General features: G+C 66.9%; 15 protein-coding genes. 12 read left to right on the top strand and 3 right to left on the bottom strand.

Features of this window, described 5'->3' with window-relative positions:
- The first annotated feature begins 8 nt into the window (after nucleotides 1-8).
- From GR303_RS16470 to GR303_RS16460, 3 genes are all read left to right on the top strand, one after another.
- Complete coding sequence (locus tag GR303_RS16470; protein ID WP_161723779.1) at nucleotides 9-1,244, top strand: NAD(P)/FAD-dependent oxidoreductase; 1,236 nt, start codon at nucleotides 9-11, stop codon at nucleotides 1,242-1,244.
- A 10-nt stretch (nucleotides 1,245-1,254) separates the two neighbouring features.
- Nucleotides 1,255-2,004: an SDR family NAD(P)-dependent oxidoreductase gene (locus GR303_RS16465; protein WP_161723781.1), complete on the top strand. Its 750-nt coding sequence runs from the start codon at nucleotides 1,255-1,257 to the stop codon at nucleotides 2,002-2,004.
- A 128-nt stretch (nucleotides 2,005-2,132) separates the two neighbouring features.
- Nucleotides 2,133-3,206, top strand: a complete 1,074-nt coding sequence (locus GR303_RS16460) for a spore photoproduct lyase family protein (RefSeq protein WP_161723881.1) — start codon at nucleotides 2,133-2,135, stop codon at nucleotides 3,204-3,206.
- A 65-nt stretch (nucleotides 3,207-3,271) separates the two neighbouring features.
- On the opposite strand, the gene GR303_RS16455 is transcribed toward GR303_RS16460, so the two are convergent.
- Nucleotides 3,272-3,469 carry a hypothetical protein gene (locus tag GR303_RS16455; RefSeq protein ID WP_161723783.1) on the bottom strand — a complete coding sequence of 66 codons (198 nt, stop codon included), beginning with the start codon at nucleotides 3,467-3,469 and terminating at the stop codon, nucleotides 3,272-3,274.
- 281 nt (nucleotides 3,470-3,750) lie between these two features.
- Here GR303_RS16455 and GR303_RS16450 point away from each other — a divergent pair, with 281 nt between their 5' ends.
- Nucleotides 3,751-4,548 (top strand): DUF2243 domain-containing protein, encoded by a 798-nt coding sequence (locus GR303_RS16450; RefSeq protein ID WP_161723785.1) that lies wholly within the window; start codon nucleotides 3,751-3,753, stop codon nucleotides 4,546-4,548.
- Here GR303_RS16450 and GR303_RS16445 read toward each other — a convergent pair.
- Nucleotides 4,545-4,919: a hypothetical protein gene (locus GR303_RS16445; RefSeq protein WP_161723787.1), complete on the bottom strand. Its 375-nt coding sequence runs from the start codon at nucleotides 4,917-4,919 to the stop codon at nucleotides 4,545-4,547. The two genes, GR303_RS16450 and GR303_RS16445, sit on opposite strands and share 4 nt — an antisense overlap.
- 147 nt (nucleotides 4,920-5,066) lie before the next feature.
- On the opposite strand from GR303_RS16445, the gene GR303_RS16440 reads away from it, so the two are divergent.
- Together GR303_RS16440 and GR303_RS16435 are read left to right on the top strand one after the other, a co-directional pair.
- Nucleotides 5,067-7,112, top strand: a complete 2,046-nt coding sequence (locus GR303_RS16440) for a prolyl oligopeptidase family serine peptidase (protein WP_161723789.1) — start codon at nucleotides 5,067-5,069, stop codon at nucleotides 7,110-7,112.
- Between the two features lie 314 nt (nucleotides 7,113-7,426).
- On the top strand, nucleotides 7,427-9,856 hold the full coding sequence (locus GR303_RS16435) for a helicase-related protein (RefSeq protein ID WP_161723791.1): 2,430 nt from the start codon (nucleotides 7,427-7,429) through the stop codon (nucleotides 9,854-9,856).
- Nucleotides 9,857-9,859: 3 nt separating this feature from the next.
- Here GR303_RS16435 and GR303_RS16430 read toward each other — a convergent pair whose 3' ends face one another.
- On the bottom strand, nucleotides 9,860-11,029 hold the full coding sequence (locus tag GR303_RS16430) for a M20 aminoacylase family protein (protein ID WP_201752099.1): 1,170 nt from the start codon (nucleotides 11,027-11,029) through the stop codon (nucleotides 9,860-9,862).
- A gap of 99 nt (nucleotides 11,030-11,128) precedes the next feature.
- Between GR303_RS16430 and GR303_RS16425 the strand changes: the two genes are divergently transcribed.
- From GR303_RS16425 to GR303_RS16400, 6 genes are all read left to right on the top strand, one after another.
- Nucleotides 11,129-11,815, top strand: a complete 687-nt coding sequence (locus GR303_RS16425; RefSeq protein ID WP_161723795.1) for a phosphoribosyltransferase — start codon at nucleotides 11,129-11,131, stop codon at nucleotides 11,813-11,815.
- A gap of 161 nt (nucleotides 11,816-11,976) precedes the next feature.
- Nucleotides 11,977-13,017: an ABC transporter substrate-binding protein gene (locus tag GR303_RS16420; RefSeq protein WP_161723796.1), complete on the top strand. Its 1,041-nt coding sequence runs from the start codon at nucleotides 11,977-11,979 to the stop codon at nucleotides 13,015-13,017.
- A 10-nt stretch (nucleotides 13,018-13,027) separates the two neighbouring features.
- Nucleotides 13,028-13,876, top strand: coding sequence for an ABC transporter permease (locus GR303_RS16415; RefSeq protein ID WP_161723798.1), 849 nt, complete (start codon nucleotides 13,028-13,030; stop codon nucleotides 13,874-13,876).
- Entirely contained in the window at nucleotides 13,873-14,664 is a 792-nt protein-coding gene (locus GR303_RS16410) for an ABC transporter permease (protein WP_161723883.1), read from the top strand. Before GR303_RS16415 ends, GR303_RS16410 begins: the two co-directional genes overlap by 4 nt.
- Before the next feature lie 5 nt (nucleotides 14,665-14,669).
- Nucleotides 14,670-15,737, top strand: coding sequence for an ATP-binding cassette domain-containing protein (locus GR303_RS16405; RefSeq protein ID WP_161723800.1), 1,068 nt, complete (start codon nucleotides 14,670-14,672; stop codon nucleotides 15,735-15,737).
- Nucleotides 15,737-17,062: an amidohydrolase family protein gene (locus GR303_RS16400; protein ID WP_161723802.1), complete on the top strand. Its 1,326-nt coding sequence runs from the start codon at nucleotides 15,737-15,739 to the stop codon at nucleotides 17,060-17,062. Before GR303_RS16405 ends, GR303_RS16400 begins: the two co-directional genes overlap by 1 nt.
- The last annotated feature ends 3 nt before the right edge of the window (nucleotides 17,063-17,065 follow it).

The raw sequence follows: 17,065 nt of genomic DNA, 5'->3' as shown, positions 1-17,065 counted from the left end.
GAGGTGGGATGCGGATTGCGATCATCGGCGCGGGCATCGTGGGTCTCGCCACCGCCCATGCCCTGCTCGACAGGGGGCACCAGGTCGTTCTCGTCGAGCCTGGCGGAAAGCAGGGCCGGCCGACGGACGGCAATGCGGGCTGGATCGCGCATACGGACATCATGCCGCTCACTTCTCCCAAGGCTTGGCGGAACCTGCCGCGCTGGCTCATGGACCCGCTCGGGCCGCTCACCATCCGCCCCGCCTACCTGCCGCAGCTGACGCCCTGGCTCCTGCGCTTCCTCCTCGCCTCGTCGCCTTCCCGCATCAAGGCCAGCATCGGGGCGATCCGCTCCATCAATGGGGAGGCGCTGCCGGCCTGGAAGAGCCTTCTGTCGTCGCTCAACCTGAGCTCCCATCTGAGGGAGAAAGGCATCCTGTCGGTCTGGCGGCACCGGGACGACTTCCTCCGGGCGCAGGAAATGATCGAGCGCCAGCGCCGCTTCGGGATCGAGGCGCAGGCCCTGAGCCCCGCAGCGCTTGCCGAGATGGAACCCGTCCTCCGCAACGTCGAGGCGGCGGTTCTGTACCCGGATGCCTGCCATGTCTCCGATCCCGCATGGCTCGCCGCCGATCTCCTGCGGCTGGCCTTGGAACGGGGCGCCGTCCACGTGGCCGCGCAGGCTCTCGGGATCGACCCGAGGGATGGCGGCATCCATGTTCGTACGGACGGCGCGGGAGCCGAGGTGGCTGCGGACCGCGCCGTGGTATCGGCCGGCATCTGGTCGAGGTCGCTCGCCGCCCAACTGGGCGACAGGATCCCGCTCGACACGGAGCGGGGCTACAACGCCACCTATCCGCAAGGCTCCTTCGGCATCGGACGGCCCATCATGTTCGAGGGTGAGGGCTTCGTGACCACGCCGCTCGACACCGGAGACAGGGTCGGCGGGGCGGTGGAGTTCGCGGGGCTCGAGGCCGCGCCCAACCACCGCCGGACGGACGCCATGGTGCAGCGCCTGACGCGCTTCCTGCCCCATCTCGAGTCCGAGCCGCCCGCCCGGCGGTGGATGGGCTTTCGCCCCTCCATTCCGGATTCGCTTCCCGTCATCGGACGCGCCCGGCGCGACCGCCGAGTCGTCTATGCCTTCGGCCACGGACATTACGGCCTGACCCAGGCCGCGGTCACGGCGCAGATGGTGGCCGGATTGGTCGAGGATCGTCCCGGCCCCGTCGCCACGGAGCCTTTCTCCGCGCAGCGTTTCTGAAGCAGCCTCCATGATCTCACCGCAACGTCTCACGTCGTTCGAAAGGCCCGCCCGCGCTGCCGTGGTCGGCGCTTCGGGCGGGATCGGCGCCGCTGTTACGGATCTGCTCGCGCAGGAGGGCTTCGAGACGGTTCATGCCCTCTCGCGGAAAGGCCGCGAAAGCGGCAACCCCGCCGTGCATCCGGGCCGCATCGATATCGAGCAGGAGAGCAGCATCGCCGCCGCCGCAGAGGCGCTTCGCGTCGGCGCCCCGCTTCGCCTCGTGCTGGTGGCAACTGGGTTGCTCCACGATGCCAGCCTTCAGCCCGAGAAGACCTATCGCAGCCTTGATCCCGATCAGCTCGCCAGGAGCTTTGCGGTCAATGCCATCGGCCCTGCCCTCGTGGCCAAGCACGTGCTGCCGCTGCTGCCGAGAGACGGCAAGAGCGTCTTTGCCGTGATCTCCGCCCGCGTCGGCAGCATCGAGGACAACCGCCTCGGCGGCTGGTACGGCTACCGCGCGTCGAAGGCGGCGCTGAACCAGCTCTTGCGTACGCTCGCCATCGAGCTGCGGCGGCAGAAGCCCGATGCAGTCTGCGTGGCGCTTCATCCCGGTACGGTGGATACGAACCTGAGCCAGCCTTTCCGGGCAGGAGTCGAGAGCGGAAAATTGTTCTCACCTGATTACGCGGCGCAGCGCCTGCTGGCTGTCATGGATGGCCTGACCGCAGCAGATAGTGGCGGGTTCTTCGCCTGGGACGGGCAGAAGATCCCGTTCTGACGCACGCATTCTCCACCGCACCCGCTGCTGTGGCAGATTGCCCGCCGGCAGGATCCCGCAAACCGGGCTCGCGTTCCTCCGCTGAAGGAGATGCCGCGTTGAACGCCGCCACACCGGCCCTGGACAGGATGAATGAACGGGCCGCACCGAGGCTCTGGCGGCCGAAGCGCGTGCTCGTGACGCCGGCCGCGCTCGAATGGGAGCATGGACGCGCCATTCTCGAGCGCGCCGCCTCCTTCGGCTCCGAGATCGTCGAGCTGAAGAGCAACCGCCTCACCGGCCTCACGGGAGACGACGAGCGCCAGACCTATGTCAACGCCAAGACGACCCTCGCCGTCGTCGTGGCGCCGCCCGGCAAGCGCCGCCTGCAGCCGATTCCGCCCAGCGCCGACTGGCGCGTGGATCTGGCGGAGGGCTGCCCCGCCCATTGCCAGTATTGCTACCTGGCCGGCTCGCTCGCCGGCCCGCCCGTGACACGCGCCTATGCCAACCTGCCCGAGATCCTTGACGTTCTGCCGGATTATGTCGGGAGGGGCGCCGTCACCTCCCGCTCTGCGGACAGGATGCACGAGGGCACCACCTTCGAGGCGTCCTGCTACACGGATCCCCTGGGCATCGAGCATCTCACGGGATCGCTTGCCGCGACCATCGCGCAGTTCGGCGCCTGGGATGCGCCGGTGCAGCTGCGCTTCACCACCAAGTACGATGCGGTCGAGCCCCTGCTTCCCGTCGACCATGCCCGGAAAACCCGCATCCGCTTTTCCGTCAACGCCAAGCCCGCCGCACGTTTCGAGGGCGGCACGGCTCCCGTCGCGGCAAGGCTGAACGCCATGCGCAGGGCCGCGCTCGCCGGCTACCGGGTGGGGCTCACCATCGCTCCGATCATGCCCCTGGAGAACTGGCGCGAGGCCTATGGCGCGCTTCTCATGGATGCCGCTCATGCTCTTCGGGACGTGACGGACCCGGATCTATCCGTGGAACTCATCACCCACCGCTTCACACCGGGGTCCAAAGGGGTTCTGAACGGCTGGTATCCCGGCTCGAGTCTTGACATGAACGAACAGACACGGGCGCGCAAGACGACCAAGTTCAACTCGGTCAAGTACGTCTATACTCCCGACGTCATGAAGGAGATGCGCGCCTTCTTCGAGGAAGCGCTCGGAGATGTCCTCCCGTCTGCTCGCATCCTGTATTGGACCTAGATGCTCCAGGCGTGCACCATGCCGACGATAGGTGTGAGCTCCTGCGGAAACTCGTTCTCTGCGGCCTAGTGCTGAAGCCCGGTCGGCAGGGGAGCGAAGAGGCTGGGGCGCCGCCACAGGACGAAATGGTCCTGCTTGGCGAGATCCAGCTTCGTATCCTTTTCCAGCAGGGCGATCTGAGCCTCGACGGCCTTGAGCTTACGCTCGAGCTTGCCCGCACGCCGCTGCCATTGGGAGATCGGTTTTCTCTTCCTGTTCTTCATCTTGCACCTCATGGTCCGAGGCGCAGCCAGCCTGTTCCTGCGACGGAGAGGGCCGGCTTGCGGATGGCCATGGTTGTGCCCCCACTGAGACTCGTCGTTGCTTGTTGATTCGAATCATACCGGAGCGGAAGGGGCCGTCTGTCAGGAAGCCGACACAGGCAAAGGTTTTGTTAACCTTTGCCGATTTGCCGCAGGCTCGGCAGTGGCTGACGCTCATGCCGGGAAACCGAGGGCCGTCCTCGCGGCTTTAGCTGTCACGAGCACCCGCGCCGAGATCGGGAATGAACCAGCCACGCACCGCAACCAAGAGGCGCCGCCCCTGGGCGGGCCATGTCCTGGGCTTCGCCCTGGGCGGGTTCTTCGATGGGATCCTGCTCCATCAGATTCTCCAGTGGCACCATCTCCTCAGCGCAATCGACGGGGACGACCTCCGCTTCCAGGTGGCCGCCGACGGTTATTTCCATGCGCTGATGTACGGGGTTGCAGCCGTCGGCCTCTGGATGCTCTGGACGTCGGAGCGGGGAGCCGGCCGGGCCTCGGGGCGCCTGCTGCTCGCTGCCATCCTGATCGGCTTCGGCATCTGGCATGCGGTCGATGCCGTGCTGTCGCACTGGCTGCTCGGCATTCACCGCATCCGCATGGACAGCCCCCATCCCCTGGTGTGGGATCTGCTCTGGCTCGGCCTCTTCGGTCTGACGCCCCTCATCCTCGGAGGCCTGATCGGATGGAAGAGCGACGGCGGGCAGCCGCCGTCGTCCCGCTCCTCCAACTCCGCCGGAGCCACGGCGACCCTCATGGTCATAGGAGCAGGAGCCCTGGGGATCTGGCCGCTCCGGGGCGGCGAGTTCACAACCGTTCTCTTCGCGCCGGGACTGGGGGAGCGCCATGTCATGCGTGCGCTTGCGGAGGTCGATGCAGAGCTGGTCTGGGCGGATCCGGGCGGAGGCCTCGCAGTGGTGCGGCTGGGTAAAGAGCAGCAGGGATGGAGCCTGTACGGCAAGGGCGCGATCCTTGTCACGGGATCCGGCCTGCCCGCAGGATGCTTCAACTCCCTCAAGGGCGGACCTGTCACGATCTAGCGCCGGCGCAGACGCTCGATGGCCTCGCGATGCGCGGCGGGATCCACGTCGTACTCCGCGGCCAGTCGCTTGATCTCGGCCCGGCGCTCGTCGGGGGTGAGCTTCGGGCTCAGGCTTGCGACGGCAGCCAGGAACGAGGCGCCGGCGAGCACCGGATCGCGCCGGCGCGCCGTCTGCTCGCGCTCCCTCTTCAGCTCCGCCTGCCGTTCCCGATAGGTTTCCAACGGTCCGAGCGCGCGCAGCGCCCGGTTGCGGAGGGCCTGCGGCGGGAGCTCGTGCTCCTGGGCGATGTCCTGCAGGGCTTCCTCCGGATCCTCGCCGGCGAGCAGGGCTTCGGCGAGTTCCTCGAGAGCAGTAACGAACGGATCCATCGAAAAGCCCCTTTCGGAATGGTTTTAATGCTAACGGCTTCCAATCCGACCGGTTCAGGAGAAGTGTTGTCGAAGATTCAAGCTGACCAATAATCCTTGACATCGACTTGCATCCGCCAGCCGCCACCCTGAACGGAATCCACGCGCATGACCGACCAGCAGCACGAGCCTCGCGATCCCTATCTCTGGCTGGAGGAGGTGGAGGGCAGGGAAGCGCTCTCCTGGGTGCGGACCCACAACGAAGCCACCAAGGCGGCCTTGTGCGACGTGGCTTTCGAAGCCGACAAGGCGATGCTCTACGAGATCTCGACGCGGCCCGACAACATCCCCTTCATCACGCGCCGCCGCGGCCTGCTCTACAATTTCTGGCAGGATGCCACCCATGTGCGCGGGCTCTGGCGACGCACCAGCATGGAGAGCTACCGTGGGCGCGAACCCGCCTGGGAGACCGTTCTCGACATCGACGCGCTGGCAGCCATGGAAGGCGAGGACTGGGTCTGGAAGGGCTGCGGCACCCTCCAGCCGGAGCAGCGCTATGGGCTCGTGAGCCTCTCCCGCGGCGGTGCCGATGCGGTCGTGGTGCGTGAATTCGACCTCGTCGAAAAGCGCTTCGTGGAGGACGGCTTTGCCCTGCCGGAGGCCAAGGGAGGCGCGGCCTGGCTCGACCGGGACACGGTTCTCGTCTCGACCACCCTCGGCGAGAAAGCGGCAACGGCTTCCGGCTACCCGCGCACGGTGCGGCTGTGGCGCCGCGGCTCGGATTTCATGCAGGCGCCCATCCTCTTCGAGGGCAAGGCGAGCGACATCTACATCTCCGCGTCCGTTGATCGGGAACCGGGCTTCGAGCGCATCTTCTACCGGCGGCAGATCACCTTCGAGGAGGGGATCAGCTACCTGGCGCAGGAGAACGGCGAGCCCCTCCTGATCGATCTTCCCCTCGATGCCCGCTTCGACGTGGAGAAGGACTGGCTCGTCGTGAAGCTGAAAAGCGACTGGGCTCTGCCCGGGCGCACATACCCGGCCGATTCCCTGCTGGCGATCGGCTTCGAGCGCTTCATGGCCGGAGACAGGAATTTCGAGGTGCTGTTCGAGCCGGGACCGAGGCGGGTGCTCTCCGGCTTCTGGTGGACCAGGTCCCTGCTGGTGCTTACGGTGCTCGACAACCTGGCGAGCCAGATCTGGCTGGCGACCCCGGGCTCGCCGTGGCGCCTGGAGAGGCTGGAGGGGCTCCCGGACAACGCCTCGATCCACGCCATGTCGCTCGATGCAGGCCAGCTCGACCGCACCGACGAGTTTCTCCTTACCATTTCAAGCTATGTCGAGCCGACCAAGCTCGCCCTGGTGACCGAGGACCGACGCATCGAGGTTCTGAAGGAAAGCCCCGCCGCGTTCGACGCCTCGGGCCTCCAGGTGACGCGGCACGAGGCCGTCTCCGTGGACGGCGAGCGGATTCCCTACTACCAGATCGGGCCGAAGGGGCAGGATGGCCCGCGGCCGACGGTGCTCTACGGCTATGGCGGCTTCTCCGTCTCCATGACGCCGGGCTATCTCGGCGGCATCGGCAAGACATGGCTGGAGCGGGGCAATGTCTGGGTCGTGGCCAATATCCGAGGCGGCGGCGAATTCGGCGCCGCCTGGCACAAGGCCGGCATGCGCGAGGGCAAGCGCCTGTCCCATGACGACTTCGCAGCCATCGCCAAGGATCTCGTCGCACGCGGCGTGACCACCCCGAGACAGCTCGCGGCCTATGGCGGCTCCAACGGCGGCCTTCTCGTCGGCAACATGCTGACCCGCTACCCAGAACGGTTCGGGGCGATCTGGTGCACCGTGCCGCTCCTCGACATGCAGCGCTACACCCGGCTCCTCGCCGGCCCAAGCTGGGTCGCCGAGTACGGCGATCCGGACAGGCCCGAGGATTGGGCTTACATGGCCGGCTTCTCCGCCTACCAGAACCTGGAAGAGGGCCGCTCTTATCCACCGGTGCTGCTCGTCACGTCTCGACGGGACGACCGCGTCCATCCCGGCCATGCCCGCAAGATGGCGGCCAAGCTGGAGGCCATGAAGAAGCCGGTGTTCTTCTACGAGCCGGACGATGGCGGCCATGGGGCGGCGAACAAGGAGCAGGCAGCGTTCCTGTCCGCGCTCGGGCTCTCGTTTCTGAGAAGGACGCTGGGAGGAGGGGCGAAAACCTGACCTCCCGGGTCCATTCCGCAGGGGATAAGCTCACCGGAGCGGGAGCGATCCATAGCCAGCGGCTCCCTTGATATTGCACTCTGCCGACATCACATGAGAACAGAGGAAAATCGCGGCACCTCAAGACGTTAGCCTTGCACCCGCTCAGCCTGGAGAACAGCCGGGGTGCGGCCTGCAGCAAAGCCCACCGGCGCTTCCCGAAAACATCTGCAGCCTTCCGGAGTTGACCCCGCACGCAACGCGTGCCGTGTCCTGAGGCTGTCCCATGAACGAGGCTGGACGCCCCCTGCGCGATCCGCCTCCTGGAAAACTGAATGTCCAAGAAGTCGAAGAACCTCGTCAGCCTCAACCACCTGCCCGGCATCCTGCTGGCGAGCCAGGCCGAATGCGAGCACTGGATCGAGGCCGGGCTGATCCCAATCGCGGAGCGCCGGACCGTGCAGAGGCGCGGGCGCAGCGTCGAGGAGCCGATGTTCGATCCCGAGGCTGTCGCTCAGCTCGCCCCCGAGGTTCCTGCCTGGCGGGCGCAAGGCGGGGACGAGGGGAAAGAGCATCGCTCCCGTGCTCGGCGCGACGACGGGGACCGGGCCCATGACGATGCCGCTCACCGGCGCCGCCAGAGCGTCCTCGCGCCCGTTCGCCGGAACACCGGCATCTACATCGCCGAGGACATCCGCCGGATCGAAGGCGGCCGAGGCAGGCCCGAGCGCGTCTTTGCGGGCTATCGGGCAGTGTTCGGCCAACCCATGCACGTCCTTCCGGACGGCGCTCCCATCGACATCGCGGTCGAGTTCGCCTTCGCCGAACCTCTCGAGGTCGCCGCCGTCGTGCTGGCGCCCGCCAGGGTAGAGCGCGCGGAGCTCGCCTCGGCGTCAGAGGCCCTCGAAGCCAAGCTCCTGGAGCTGCGTGACGCCACCTTCGCAGCCTGCGAGCAGGAGTTGGCGACCTGGCGCGACGAACTCGAGACCTATCTCGACGCCTTCGAGGACGAGCATGAACGCCAGGCCATCGTCGGCGGCATCCGGACTGCTCTCGACAGGCTCGATCGCATCCATGCCTCGGACAAGGGCGGCCCGGCGGGCGCCGCGCGCAAGCTGCGCCAGAAGCTCGACGAGTACCGCTCGAAGGCGGCCGCCCGCAGACTCCGGCACCTGCGCGAGGCGCAGATCCGCGAGGCCTCCGGCTACGAGCGCTACGCCGCGATCTTCCCGGTCGCCCGCTCCCTGAACCGCCGCTTCCTGTTCCTGGCGGGACCTACCAACTCGGGCAAGACCTACGAGGCGCTGAAGCTGGCGCGAGAGGCGGAGACGGCCGAGATCCTCTCGCCCCTGCGTCTCCTGGCTCTCGAGCATTACGAGCGCATGAGCGAGGAAGGGCTTGCCGCCGGCATGGTGACGGGCGAGGAGCGGGTGCTGCCGGAGGGCGCTACCCATATCGCCAGGACCATCGAGACGCTCGATCTGCACCGCGTGGTCGACGTGTGCGTCATCGACGAGGTGCAGATGCTGGGGGATCCCAGCCGCGGCTGGGCTTGGACCCAGGCGATGATCGGGGCTCCCGCCCGGCTCGTTGTTCTCACCGGCGCCCCCGAGGCGATCCCCCTCGTCGAGCATCTCCTTGCCATGACCGGCGAAACGCTGGAGGTGAAGATCCTCAGGCGCAAGGGCAAGCTGCGGGTGGAGGGCGTTCCGGCCAACCTGAACAAGCTCACCCGCGGCGACGCGGTCGTGGCCTTCACCCGCCGCGACGTGCATGACCTGCGCACGCGCCTCGTCCAGGCCGGCCGCACGGTTGCCACCGTCTATGGCGCGCTCGGCCCCGAGGTCCGGCGCGCGGAGGCGGCACGCTTCCGCAACGGGGAGGCCGAGATCCTCGTGGCGACGGATGCCATCGGCATGGGCCTGAACATCGGGCCGCTGCGGCGGGTCGTGTTCTCGACCCTGCGCAAGTTCGACGGCGTGCGGGAGCGCCAGCTCACCGCCATGGAGATCAAGCAGATCGCCGGCCGGGCAGGGCGCTTCGGCCACCACGACGAGGGCCTCGTGACAGCCCTGCCGGAGGTGGGCGCCTATGCGCAGGTGGAGAAGATCATCGGCAACGCGCTGAACGGCGAGGCGACGAAGCTCAGGGGCAAGGCCTATGTGCGCCCCAACCAGGAAACGGTGCTCTCGGCGAGCGAGGTGCTGCAGACCGACCGCCTCGGCCGCGTGCTCCGGCACCTGAACGATACGCTGGTGGCCGGCCATCCTGACCTGCGTATGGCCGACATGGAGGAGATGATCGAGCTGGCGACGCTCCTCGACACCGTGGACATGCCCATCCTCGACCGCCTGTCCTATTCCATGGCGCCAGTCGACGGACGCGAGCGGATGGCTGTGGAGCTGCTCCTCGACTGGGCCCGGCAGCATGCCGCGAACGGGCGCGTCCAGCCGCCGAACTTCGGCGTGAACACGGATCTCCTGAAGCTGGAGGCCCGGGTGAAGATCGCCACGACCTGGCTCTGGCTCGCCCAGCGCTACCCGGACGTGTACGAGGATCCGGAGGCGGTGGTGGAGCTGCGCGCCGCCCTCAACGACAAGATCGAGGAAAAGCTCGTGGCGACCTCCGTCTCGCACCGCCGCAAGCCCGACGAGAAGGCGCGGCGCGAGAGGGGCGGAAAGGCCGGGCGGCAGAGAAGCAACCGGCGCCCCCGGTCCGACGCGGATTCCGCCGAGACGGAGCCCTATCGCGCCAGAAGGCGCTGAGCCTTAAACGGCAAGCTCCTGCTCCACGAGCGCCACCCAGAACGCGACGCCGGTCGGAATGGCCTCGTCGTTGAAGTCGTAGGCCGTGTTGTGGTGGAGGGCCCCGTCGATGGCGGGGCCGTTCCCGAGCCAGACATAGGCTCCGGGAGCGGCCTCGCTGAAGAAGGCAAAGTCGTCGCCGGCCGTCGAGGGCTCGAAGTCCGTCACCACCTTCGCGCCGCACACGGTTTGGGCGGCCTTGAGGGCGCGGGCGGTGGCATCGGGATGGTTGACCACCGGCGGAATGCGCCTGCGGAACTCGTAGGACGCCTCGATCCCGAACATGGCGGCGACGCCGCCCGCCAGGCGCCCGATCTCGGTCTCGAGCTGGTTTCTCACATCGGCGGAATAGGCTCGTGCCGTTCCGCCGATCTCCACGATGTCCGGAATCACGTTGAGCGCCCGCGGGTCGCCCGCCTGCACGGAGCAGGCGCTGACCACGGCGGGCTGCAGCGGATTCACCACCCGTCCCACGATGGTCTGCAGAGCGGCAAGGAAGTGGCCGCTCGCAGTGATCGGATCCTTGCCGAGATGCGGCTTCGCGCCATGGGTGCCGACACCCTTGAAGGTCACGAGCCAGCTGTCGGACGAGGCGAGCTGAGGGCCTGCGGTCACGGCCATCTCGTCGGTGGCGAGGCCCGGCATGTTGTGCAGGCCGTAGACCGCATCGCAGGGGAAGAGCTCGAACAATCCCTCCTCCAGCATCCTTCTGGCGCCGCCCCGGCCTTCCTCCGCCGGTTGGAAGATGAAATGCACGGTCCCTGAGAAGTTGCGCGTCCTGGCCAGATGACGGGCCGCTCCGAGCAGGAGGGTCGTGTGCCCGTCATGCCCGCAGGCGTGCATCTTGCCCGGGATGGTGGACTTGTAGGGCCGCTCCGCCTGCTCCGGCATGGCGAGCGCGTCCATGTCGGCCCGAAGGCCGATGGTGCGCGTGCCGTTGCCTGCCTGCAGGGTGCCGACCACGCCCGTCTTTCCCAGGCCGCGATGGACGCGCAGGCCCGCCTCTTCGAGCAGAGACGCGACGATTCCGCTCGTCCTCTCCTCCTCGAAGCCCAGCTCCGGATGGGCGTGGAGGTCCTGGCGGAGGCTGCGCAGGAATGGTAGGTCCGCCTGGATGAGGTCCTTAAGGGGCATCGTGCTGTCGTCCTGAATATGCCGGCCGGGCATTGTCGATAGCGCGAGGGCAGGCGGGCCACAATCATCCTTCTCGGTGCGGGCAGACAGGGACGAGCGATGCAGCCTCACGATTTCTGGCAGGAGATCCATCCGCCTGCGACCTTCGAGCGGCAGCCCAAGGAAGGGCATCGCGTTTTCTATCCTGCGGAATTCGAGGACGGGCGGCAGCTGCGCCTGCCGATCCGCGAGCTGGCCGATGGGGAGCACGCCCTGGCATCCCTCATCGTCAACCAGGCCAGCTTTGACGTCGAGGATGCGCTCTGCACGGCGCTGGCCGAGAAGGTCCGCGCCTTCGACCCTGAGGTGGTGGTCGGGCTGCCGACGCTGGGGCTCACGCTGGCCAGCGGCACGGCGAAGAAGCTGGGCTTGACCCGTTACGTGCCTCTCGGGACATCGCGCAAGTTCTGGTACCGGGACGAGCTTTCGGTGTCCATGACCTCGATCACCAGTCCGGAACAGGTCAAGCGCCTCTACCTCGATCCGCGCGTGCTGCCTTTGATCGAGAACCGCCGGGTCCTGCTCGTGGACGACGTGATCAGCAGCGGTCGCTCCATCGCCGCCGCGCTCGAACTCCTCGCCGCATGCGGGATCAGGCCCGTCGCCATCGGCGCCGCCATGCTTCAGACGGATGCCTGGCGCGAAAAGCTCGCGGCCATCGCTCCGGAATGGCCGGATCGCGTTGTCGGGGTGCTCAAAACCCCGCGTCTCAGGCGGATGAGCGCCGGGGGCTGGGCGGCTGAATAAGCTGGTTCCTGTTTGCAGCTTTTATGGGCAGAATGGCGGAAAGGTGGTCGGGCCTCATGGACAGCGGGGCTTTCTCAAGGCCACGCTTGTGTTAATGCGTGTTGGCGGAAGGGCAGGCGGCGCCCTTGTCACTGGAATACTGGAACCTGGGAGATCCTGAGATGGTAGCGCGTTGGTACAAATCCGTTGCGAGCATGGCCTTCGTCTTGGCGGCACTGTCCGCGGCTCCCGCCACGGCCCAGAACAAGACGCTCACGATCTCCTGGTGGGGCTTCAACGGCGACAAGCTGGAAGAGATCGTCCTCAAGCCGTTCCGCGCCCAATGCGGCTGCGACCTCGTCTTCGAGACCGGCAACAATGCCGACCGCCTGAACAAGATCAAGATTCGCGGCGGCAGCGGCGTCGACGTGGTCTACCTGACCGACAGCTTCTCCCAGATCGGCATCCAGGAAGGCCTGTTCCGGGCGATCGACCGTTCGAAGATCCCCAACCTCAATGGCATCTACGAGCTCGCCCGTGCGCCCCAGGGCCAGTACGGCCCGGCCTACACCATCGGCCGTATCGGCATCATCTATGACAGCGCCAAGGTGACGAGCCCGATCACCTCCTGGAACGACCTGTGGCGCGAGGACCTCAAGCGCCGCGTCTCCCTGCCGGGCATCACCACCACGGCCGGCCCCATGACGGTTCTGGTCGCCGCCAGCAAGGCAGGGGTCGATCCCTACAAGGACGAGAAGGCGGCCTTCAAGGCGCTCGAGCAGCTCAAGCCCAATGTGGTGAAGAACTATAACACCGGCTCGGAGCTCGTGAACCTGTTCTCTACCGGCGAGGTTTCCGTCGCCATGGCGCAGGACTTCACCCTGGCCCAGATCCAGGCCGCCGTGCCGACCGCGCGCTGGGCGGAGCTGAAGGAGGGGGATTACGCCACCCTCAACACGGTGAACATCGCCAAGGGCGCGGCGAATCCCGAGCTGGCGCACCAGTTCATCAACTTCATCCTCGATCCCAAGATCCAGCAGACCCTGGCCGAGCGCGGGGTGGACGCGCCCGTTGCCACCGCGGTGCAGCTGAAGCCGGAGGAGGCCGCCCGCTGGACCTATGGGGCCAAGATGGTGTCGTCGCTCAAGCGCCTCGACTACGAGAAGCTCAACGCGGCGAAGAGCGACTGGCTCGATGCCTGGAGCGAGGTCTTCGGCAAGTAGCCCTGCCATCATGATCTCGAGACGCTTCCGGCGCCGCGACGGCGCAACGGGGTGGGCGCTTTCGGCGCCCGCCACCCTCGCCGTCATCGGCTTCCTCGTCGTGCCGATCGGAGCCGTGATCGCCGGCACCTTCATGGATCCGCGCGGGATCTTCGCTCCCTATCTCTCCTACTTCAACAGCGGCTTCCGCACGACTGTCCTGTTCCGGACGCTGCAGATCGCGGCGCTGACGACGATCATCTCGCTGATCTTCGGCTTCATGACCGCCTATGTGGTCGCGCGCGCGCCGGGGAGGCTGAAGAGCCTGCTCATCGTCGCCGCCGTGTTCCCGCTGCTCACCGGCGTCGTGGTGCGCGCCTTCGCTTGGCTCATCATCCTCGGTCGCAACGGGATCCTGAACCAGACGCTTCTCGCGCTCGGCGTCACCAGCGAGCCTCTCGAGATGCTCTACACGCAGGGCGCGGTGATCGTCGGCATGGTCTATCTCTTCGTGCCTCTCATGGTTCTCTCCCTGGTCGGCGTGCTCGAGAACATTCCCAGGGACGTGCTGCAGGCCTCCTCGTCGCTCGGGGCCTCGCCGCTTGCCACCTTCTGGCAGGTGCTGCTGCCCCTGGCGGTGCCCGGCCTGATCGTGGGGGCCGTGCTCGTCTTCACCGGCAGCTTCACGGCCTACGCCACGCCTCAACTCCTTGGCGGTGAGCGCCAGACGGTTCTCGCGACCCTGCTGCACCAGCGGGCGATGGTGGCCTTCGACTGGGTCGGCGCTTCGACGATTGCGGCCATCATGACGGTGATCACCATCACCATCGTTCTCGCGATGAGCCATATCGCCCGTCGCATCAATCCCATGGCGACCTGATGTCCGACAGACCTCATCCCATTCTCGTCGGCGTTGCGGCGCTGGTCTATCTGTTCCTGATGGTTCCGCTGGTGATCGTGGTCGGCGCGGCGCTCAGCGACACCACCTATCTGACGTTCCCGCCGAAAGGCCTCTCTCTGCGCTGGTTCGAAAACATCTTCGAGATCAGCGCGTTCCGGCGGACCATCGTGACGAGCCTGCAGATCGCCTTCCTGGGCACGCTCATCGCACTCCTGATCGGCATTCCGGCAGCTTACGCCCTCAACCGCTTCCGCGTGGAGCTTCCGAACTGGCTCGGGACGTTGTTCGTGCTGCCGATCCTCGTGCCGGAGATCGTGTTCGGCTTCGCGTTGCTGAAGTCGCTCACCGCCGGGGCGGGCGTGCCGATCTTTGCAGCCCTTCTGATCGGCCACACGCTTCTGGTGCTCCCATACGTGGTCCGGGTCATCAGCGCGAGCCTGGCCTCATTCGACTTCTCCATCGAGGAGGCGGCGATCAGTTTAGGCAGCGCCCCGGTCAAGACGTTCTTCACCATCGTGCTGCCGAATGTGCGGGCCGGGGTGATCGCGGCCTTCATCCTCGCCTTCATCACCTCGCTCAACGACGTGTCGGTGTCGCTCTTCCTGACGGGACCCGGCATCAGCACCCTGCCCATTCAGATCCTGGCCCACGTGGAGCAGTTCTTCGATCCCACCGTGGCGTCGGTTTCCGTCCTCCTGATGTTCCTCACCGTGGCCGTCATGGCCGTGGTGGAGCGAACCCTCGGCCTCACCTTTCTCGCGAAGTAGGTTCCGTGACCCAGCCCCTCGATCTCCAATCGATCTCCGCCCATTACGGGACGACCAAGGTTCTCGAAGACCTCTCGCTTTCGGTCCAGGCGGGCGAACTCGTCTCGCTTCTCGGCGCCAGCGGCTGCGGCAAGACCACCACCTTGCGCCTCATCGCCGGATTTCTGTCGCCAACCACCGGCTCTATCACCCTCGGCGGACGCGACCTGACGCGACTGCCGCCCCACAAGCGCGATATCGGCCTCGTCTTCCAGAACTACGCCCTGTTCCCGCACCTCTCCGTCCTCGACAACGTCGCCTTCGGCCTCAAGCAGCGGGGCCTCGGCTCAACGGAGCGACGCAAGCGTGCCATGGGCATGCTGGAGCGCGTCGGCCTTACGCCCCTGGCAGACCGTTCTCCCGGAGCGCTGTCGGGCGGCCAGAAGCAGCGCGTGGCCCTGGCGCGAGCCCTCGTCATCGAGCCTCCGCTGCTCATGTTCGACGAGCCGCTCTCGAATCTCGATGCCAAGCTCAGGGTCGACATGCGCGTGGAAATCCGCCAGTTGCAGCGGGCGAACGGCACCACCTCGGTCTATGTCACCCACGACCAGGAGGAGGCTTTCTCGATCTCTGACCGCGTCGCCATCATGAATGCCGGACGCCTCATGCAGTTCGACCGGCCGGAGGTGCTCTACCGCCGCCCCGCCAACACCTTCGTGGCCCGGTTCGTCGGGTTCGAGAACATCATTCCGTTCAAGGTGACGGCGCGAGACGGCGCGGCGGTTGCCGCCGAGACGGCGGGAATGACCCTGCATCTGTCGCAGGCCGGTTTCGGCTCGATCCCGGACTCCTTTCTGCTGGCGACGCGGCCCGACGGGCTGGCGGTCTCCACCGATCCCGACGCCGAGGGCTTGCCGGCGCAGCTCGGATTGCGGACCTATCTCGGCCGCGCCTATCAGTATCAATGCGAGACCCCGGCCGGGCGCGTCGTCGCGAACGGCAGCCTCACGACGCCGCTGGAGGCCGGCACCCGTGTGAAGCTCGTGCCGGTGCCGGAGCAATGCACCATCCTTCCCGCCGAGGGAGCGCATTGATGGCCTCGATCATCATCAGGAATGCCTGCATTCTGCCGATCGACGAGGCCATGAGCGTCATCGAGGGCGGGTGGATCCATATCCAGGACAGCACGATCCGGGCGCTCGGCTCGGGCGAGCCACCGCCCATGGACGGAGCCGAGATCGTCGATGCGGACGGCGACGTGATCATGCCCGGCATGGTCAATCCGCACGCCCATCTGGCGATGACCCTGTTCCGCGGCCTCGGCGAGGATGTGGACGACCGGCTGTTCCGCTACGTGCTGCCCATGGAGCGCAAGTTCGTCACGCCGGAGATGGTGCGCGTAGGCACGCTTCTCGGCGCGCTCGAATCCATCGAGGCCGGCGTCACCACCATCGCCGACATGTACTATTACGAGACGGAGGTCGGGCGGGCGCTGGACCAGGCGGGTCTGCGCGGCGTGGTCGGCCAGACGCTGGCGACCTTCGATCCGCCGGATCACAAGAGCATCGACGAGGGCTTCGCCCTGGTGGAGGAACTCGTCTCCGAGTTCTCCGGGCATGACCGGATCGTTCCCTCCATCGCACCCCATGCTCCTTACTCGACCGATATCGAGGTGATGGCCCGGGTTGCCCGCTGGGCTCATGAGCATCCCGGCGTGCCGGTGCAGATCCATCTCGCCGAGATGGACAGCGAAATGGAATGGTGCCGCAAGAACCACGGCCTGCGGCCGGTCGCCGTCGTCGAGAAGGCCGGGCTCTTGCTGCCCGGCCTGATCGCCGCCCACTGCCTGCACATCGATCCGTTCGAGATCGAGCGCATGGCGAAAGCCGATGTGCGCGTCGCCCACAACGCGCGCTCGAACGCCAAGGCCGGGCGCGGCATCGCGCCCATCGAGGCGATGCGTGCGGCCGGCATCAAGGTCGGAATCGCCACCGACGGCCCGATGAGCGGCAACACCCTGGACCTGTTCAGCCAGTTCGGGCCGGTCTCCATGTTCCAGAAGCTCCTGGGCCACAGCCGCAAGCCCATGCCGGCGGCCCAGGTGATCCGCATGGCCACGCTGGAAGGCGCGCAGGTGCTCGGCCTCGACAGCCGCATCGGCTCGCTCGAGCCCGGCAAGCAGGCCGATCTCATCCGCATCGACCTCTCCGCGCCGCGCCTGCAGCCGGTCTACGACATCTACGCGACGCTCGTCTTCTCGGCGATGCCGGTAGACGTGCAGGACGTGATGGTCGGCGGCCGCTGGATCATGCGAGCGCGCGAGGTGAAAAGCCTGGAGCGCAAGAAGATCCTGCGCGATGCGGGCCAGATCGCCGCTGCGTTCAAGGCCGAGATGGCCCGCATCGATGCGGCCGGCTGACGC

This window comes from Microvirga arsenatis (genome assembly GCF_009910705.1).
In the GTDB taxonomy this organism is placed as follows: Bacteria; Pseudomonadota; Alphaproteobacteria; order Rhizobiales; family Beijerinckiaceae; genus Microvirga; species Microvirga arsenatis.
This window is presented reverse-complemented; position numbering and strand designations above follow the sequence as displayed.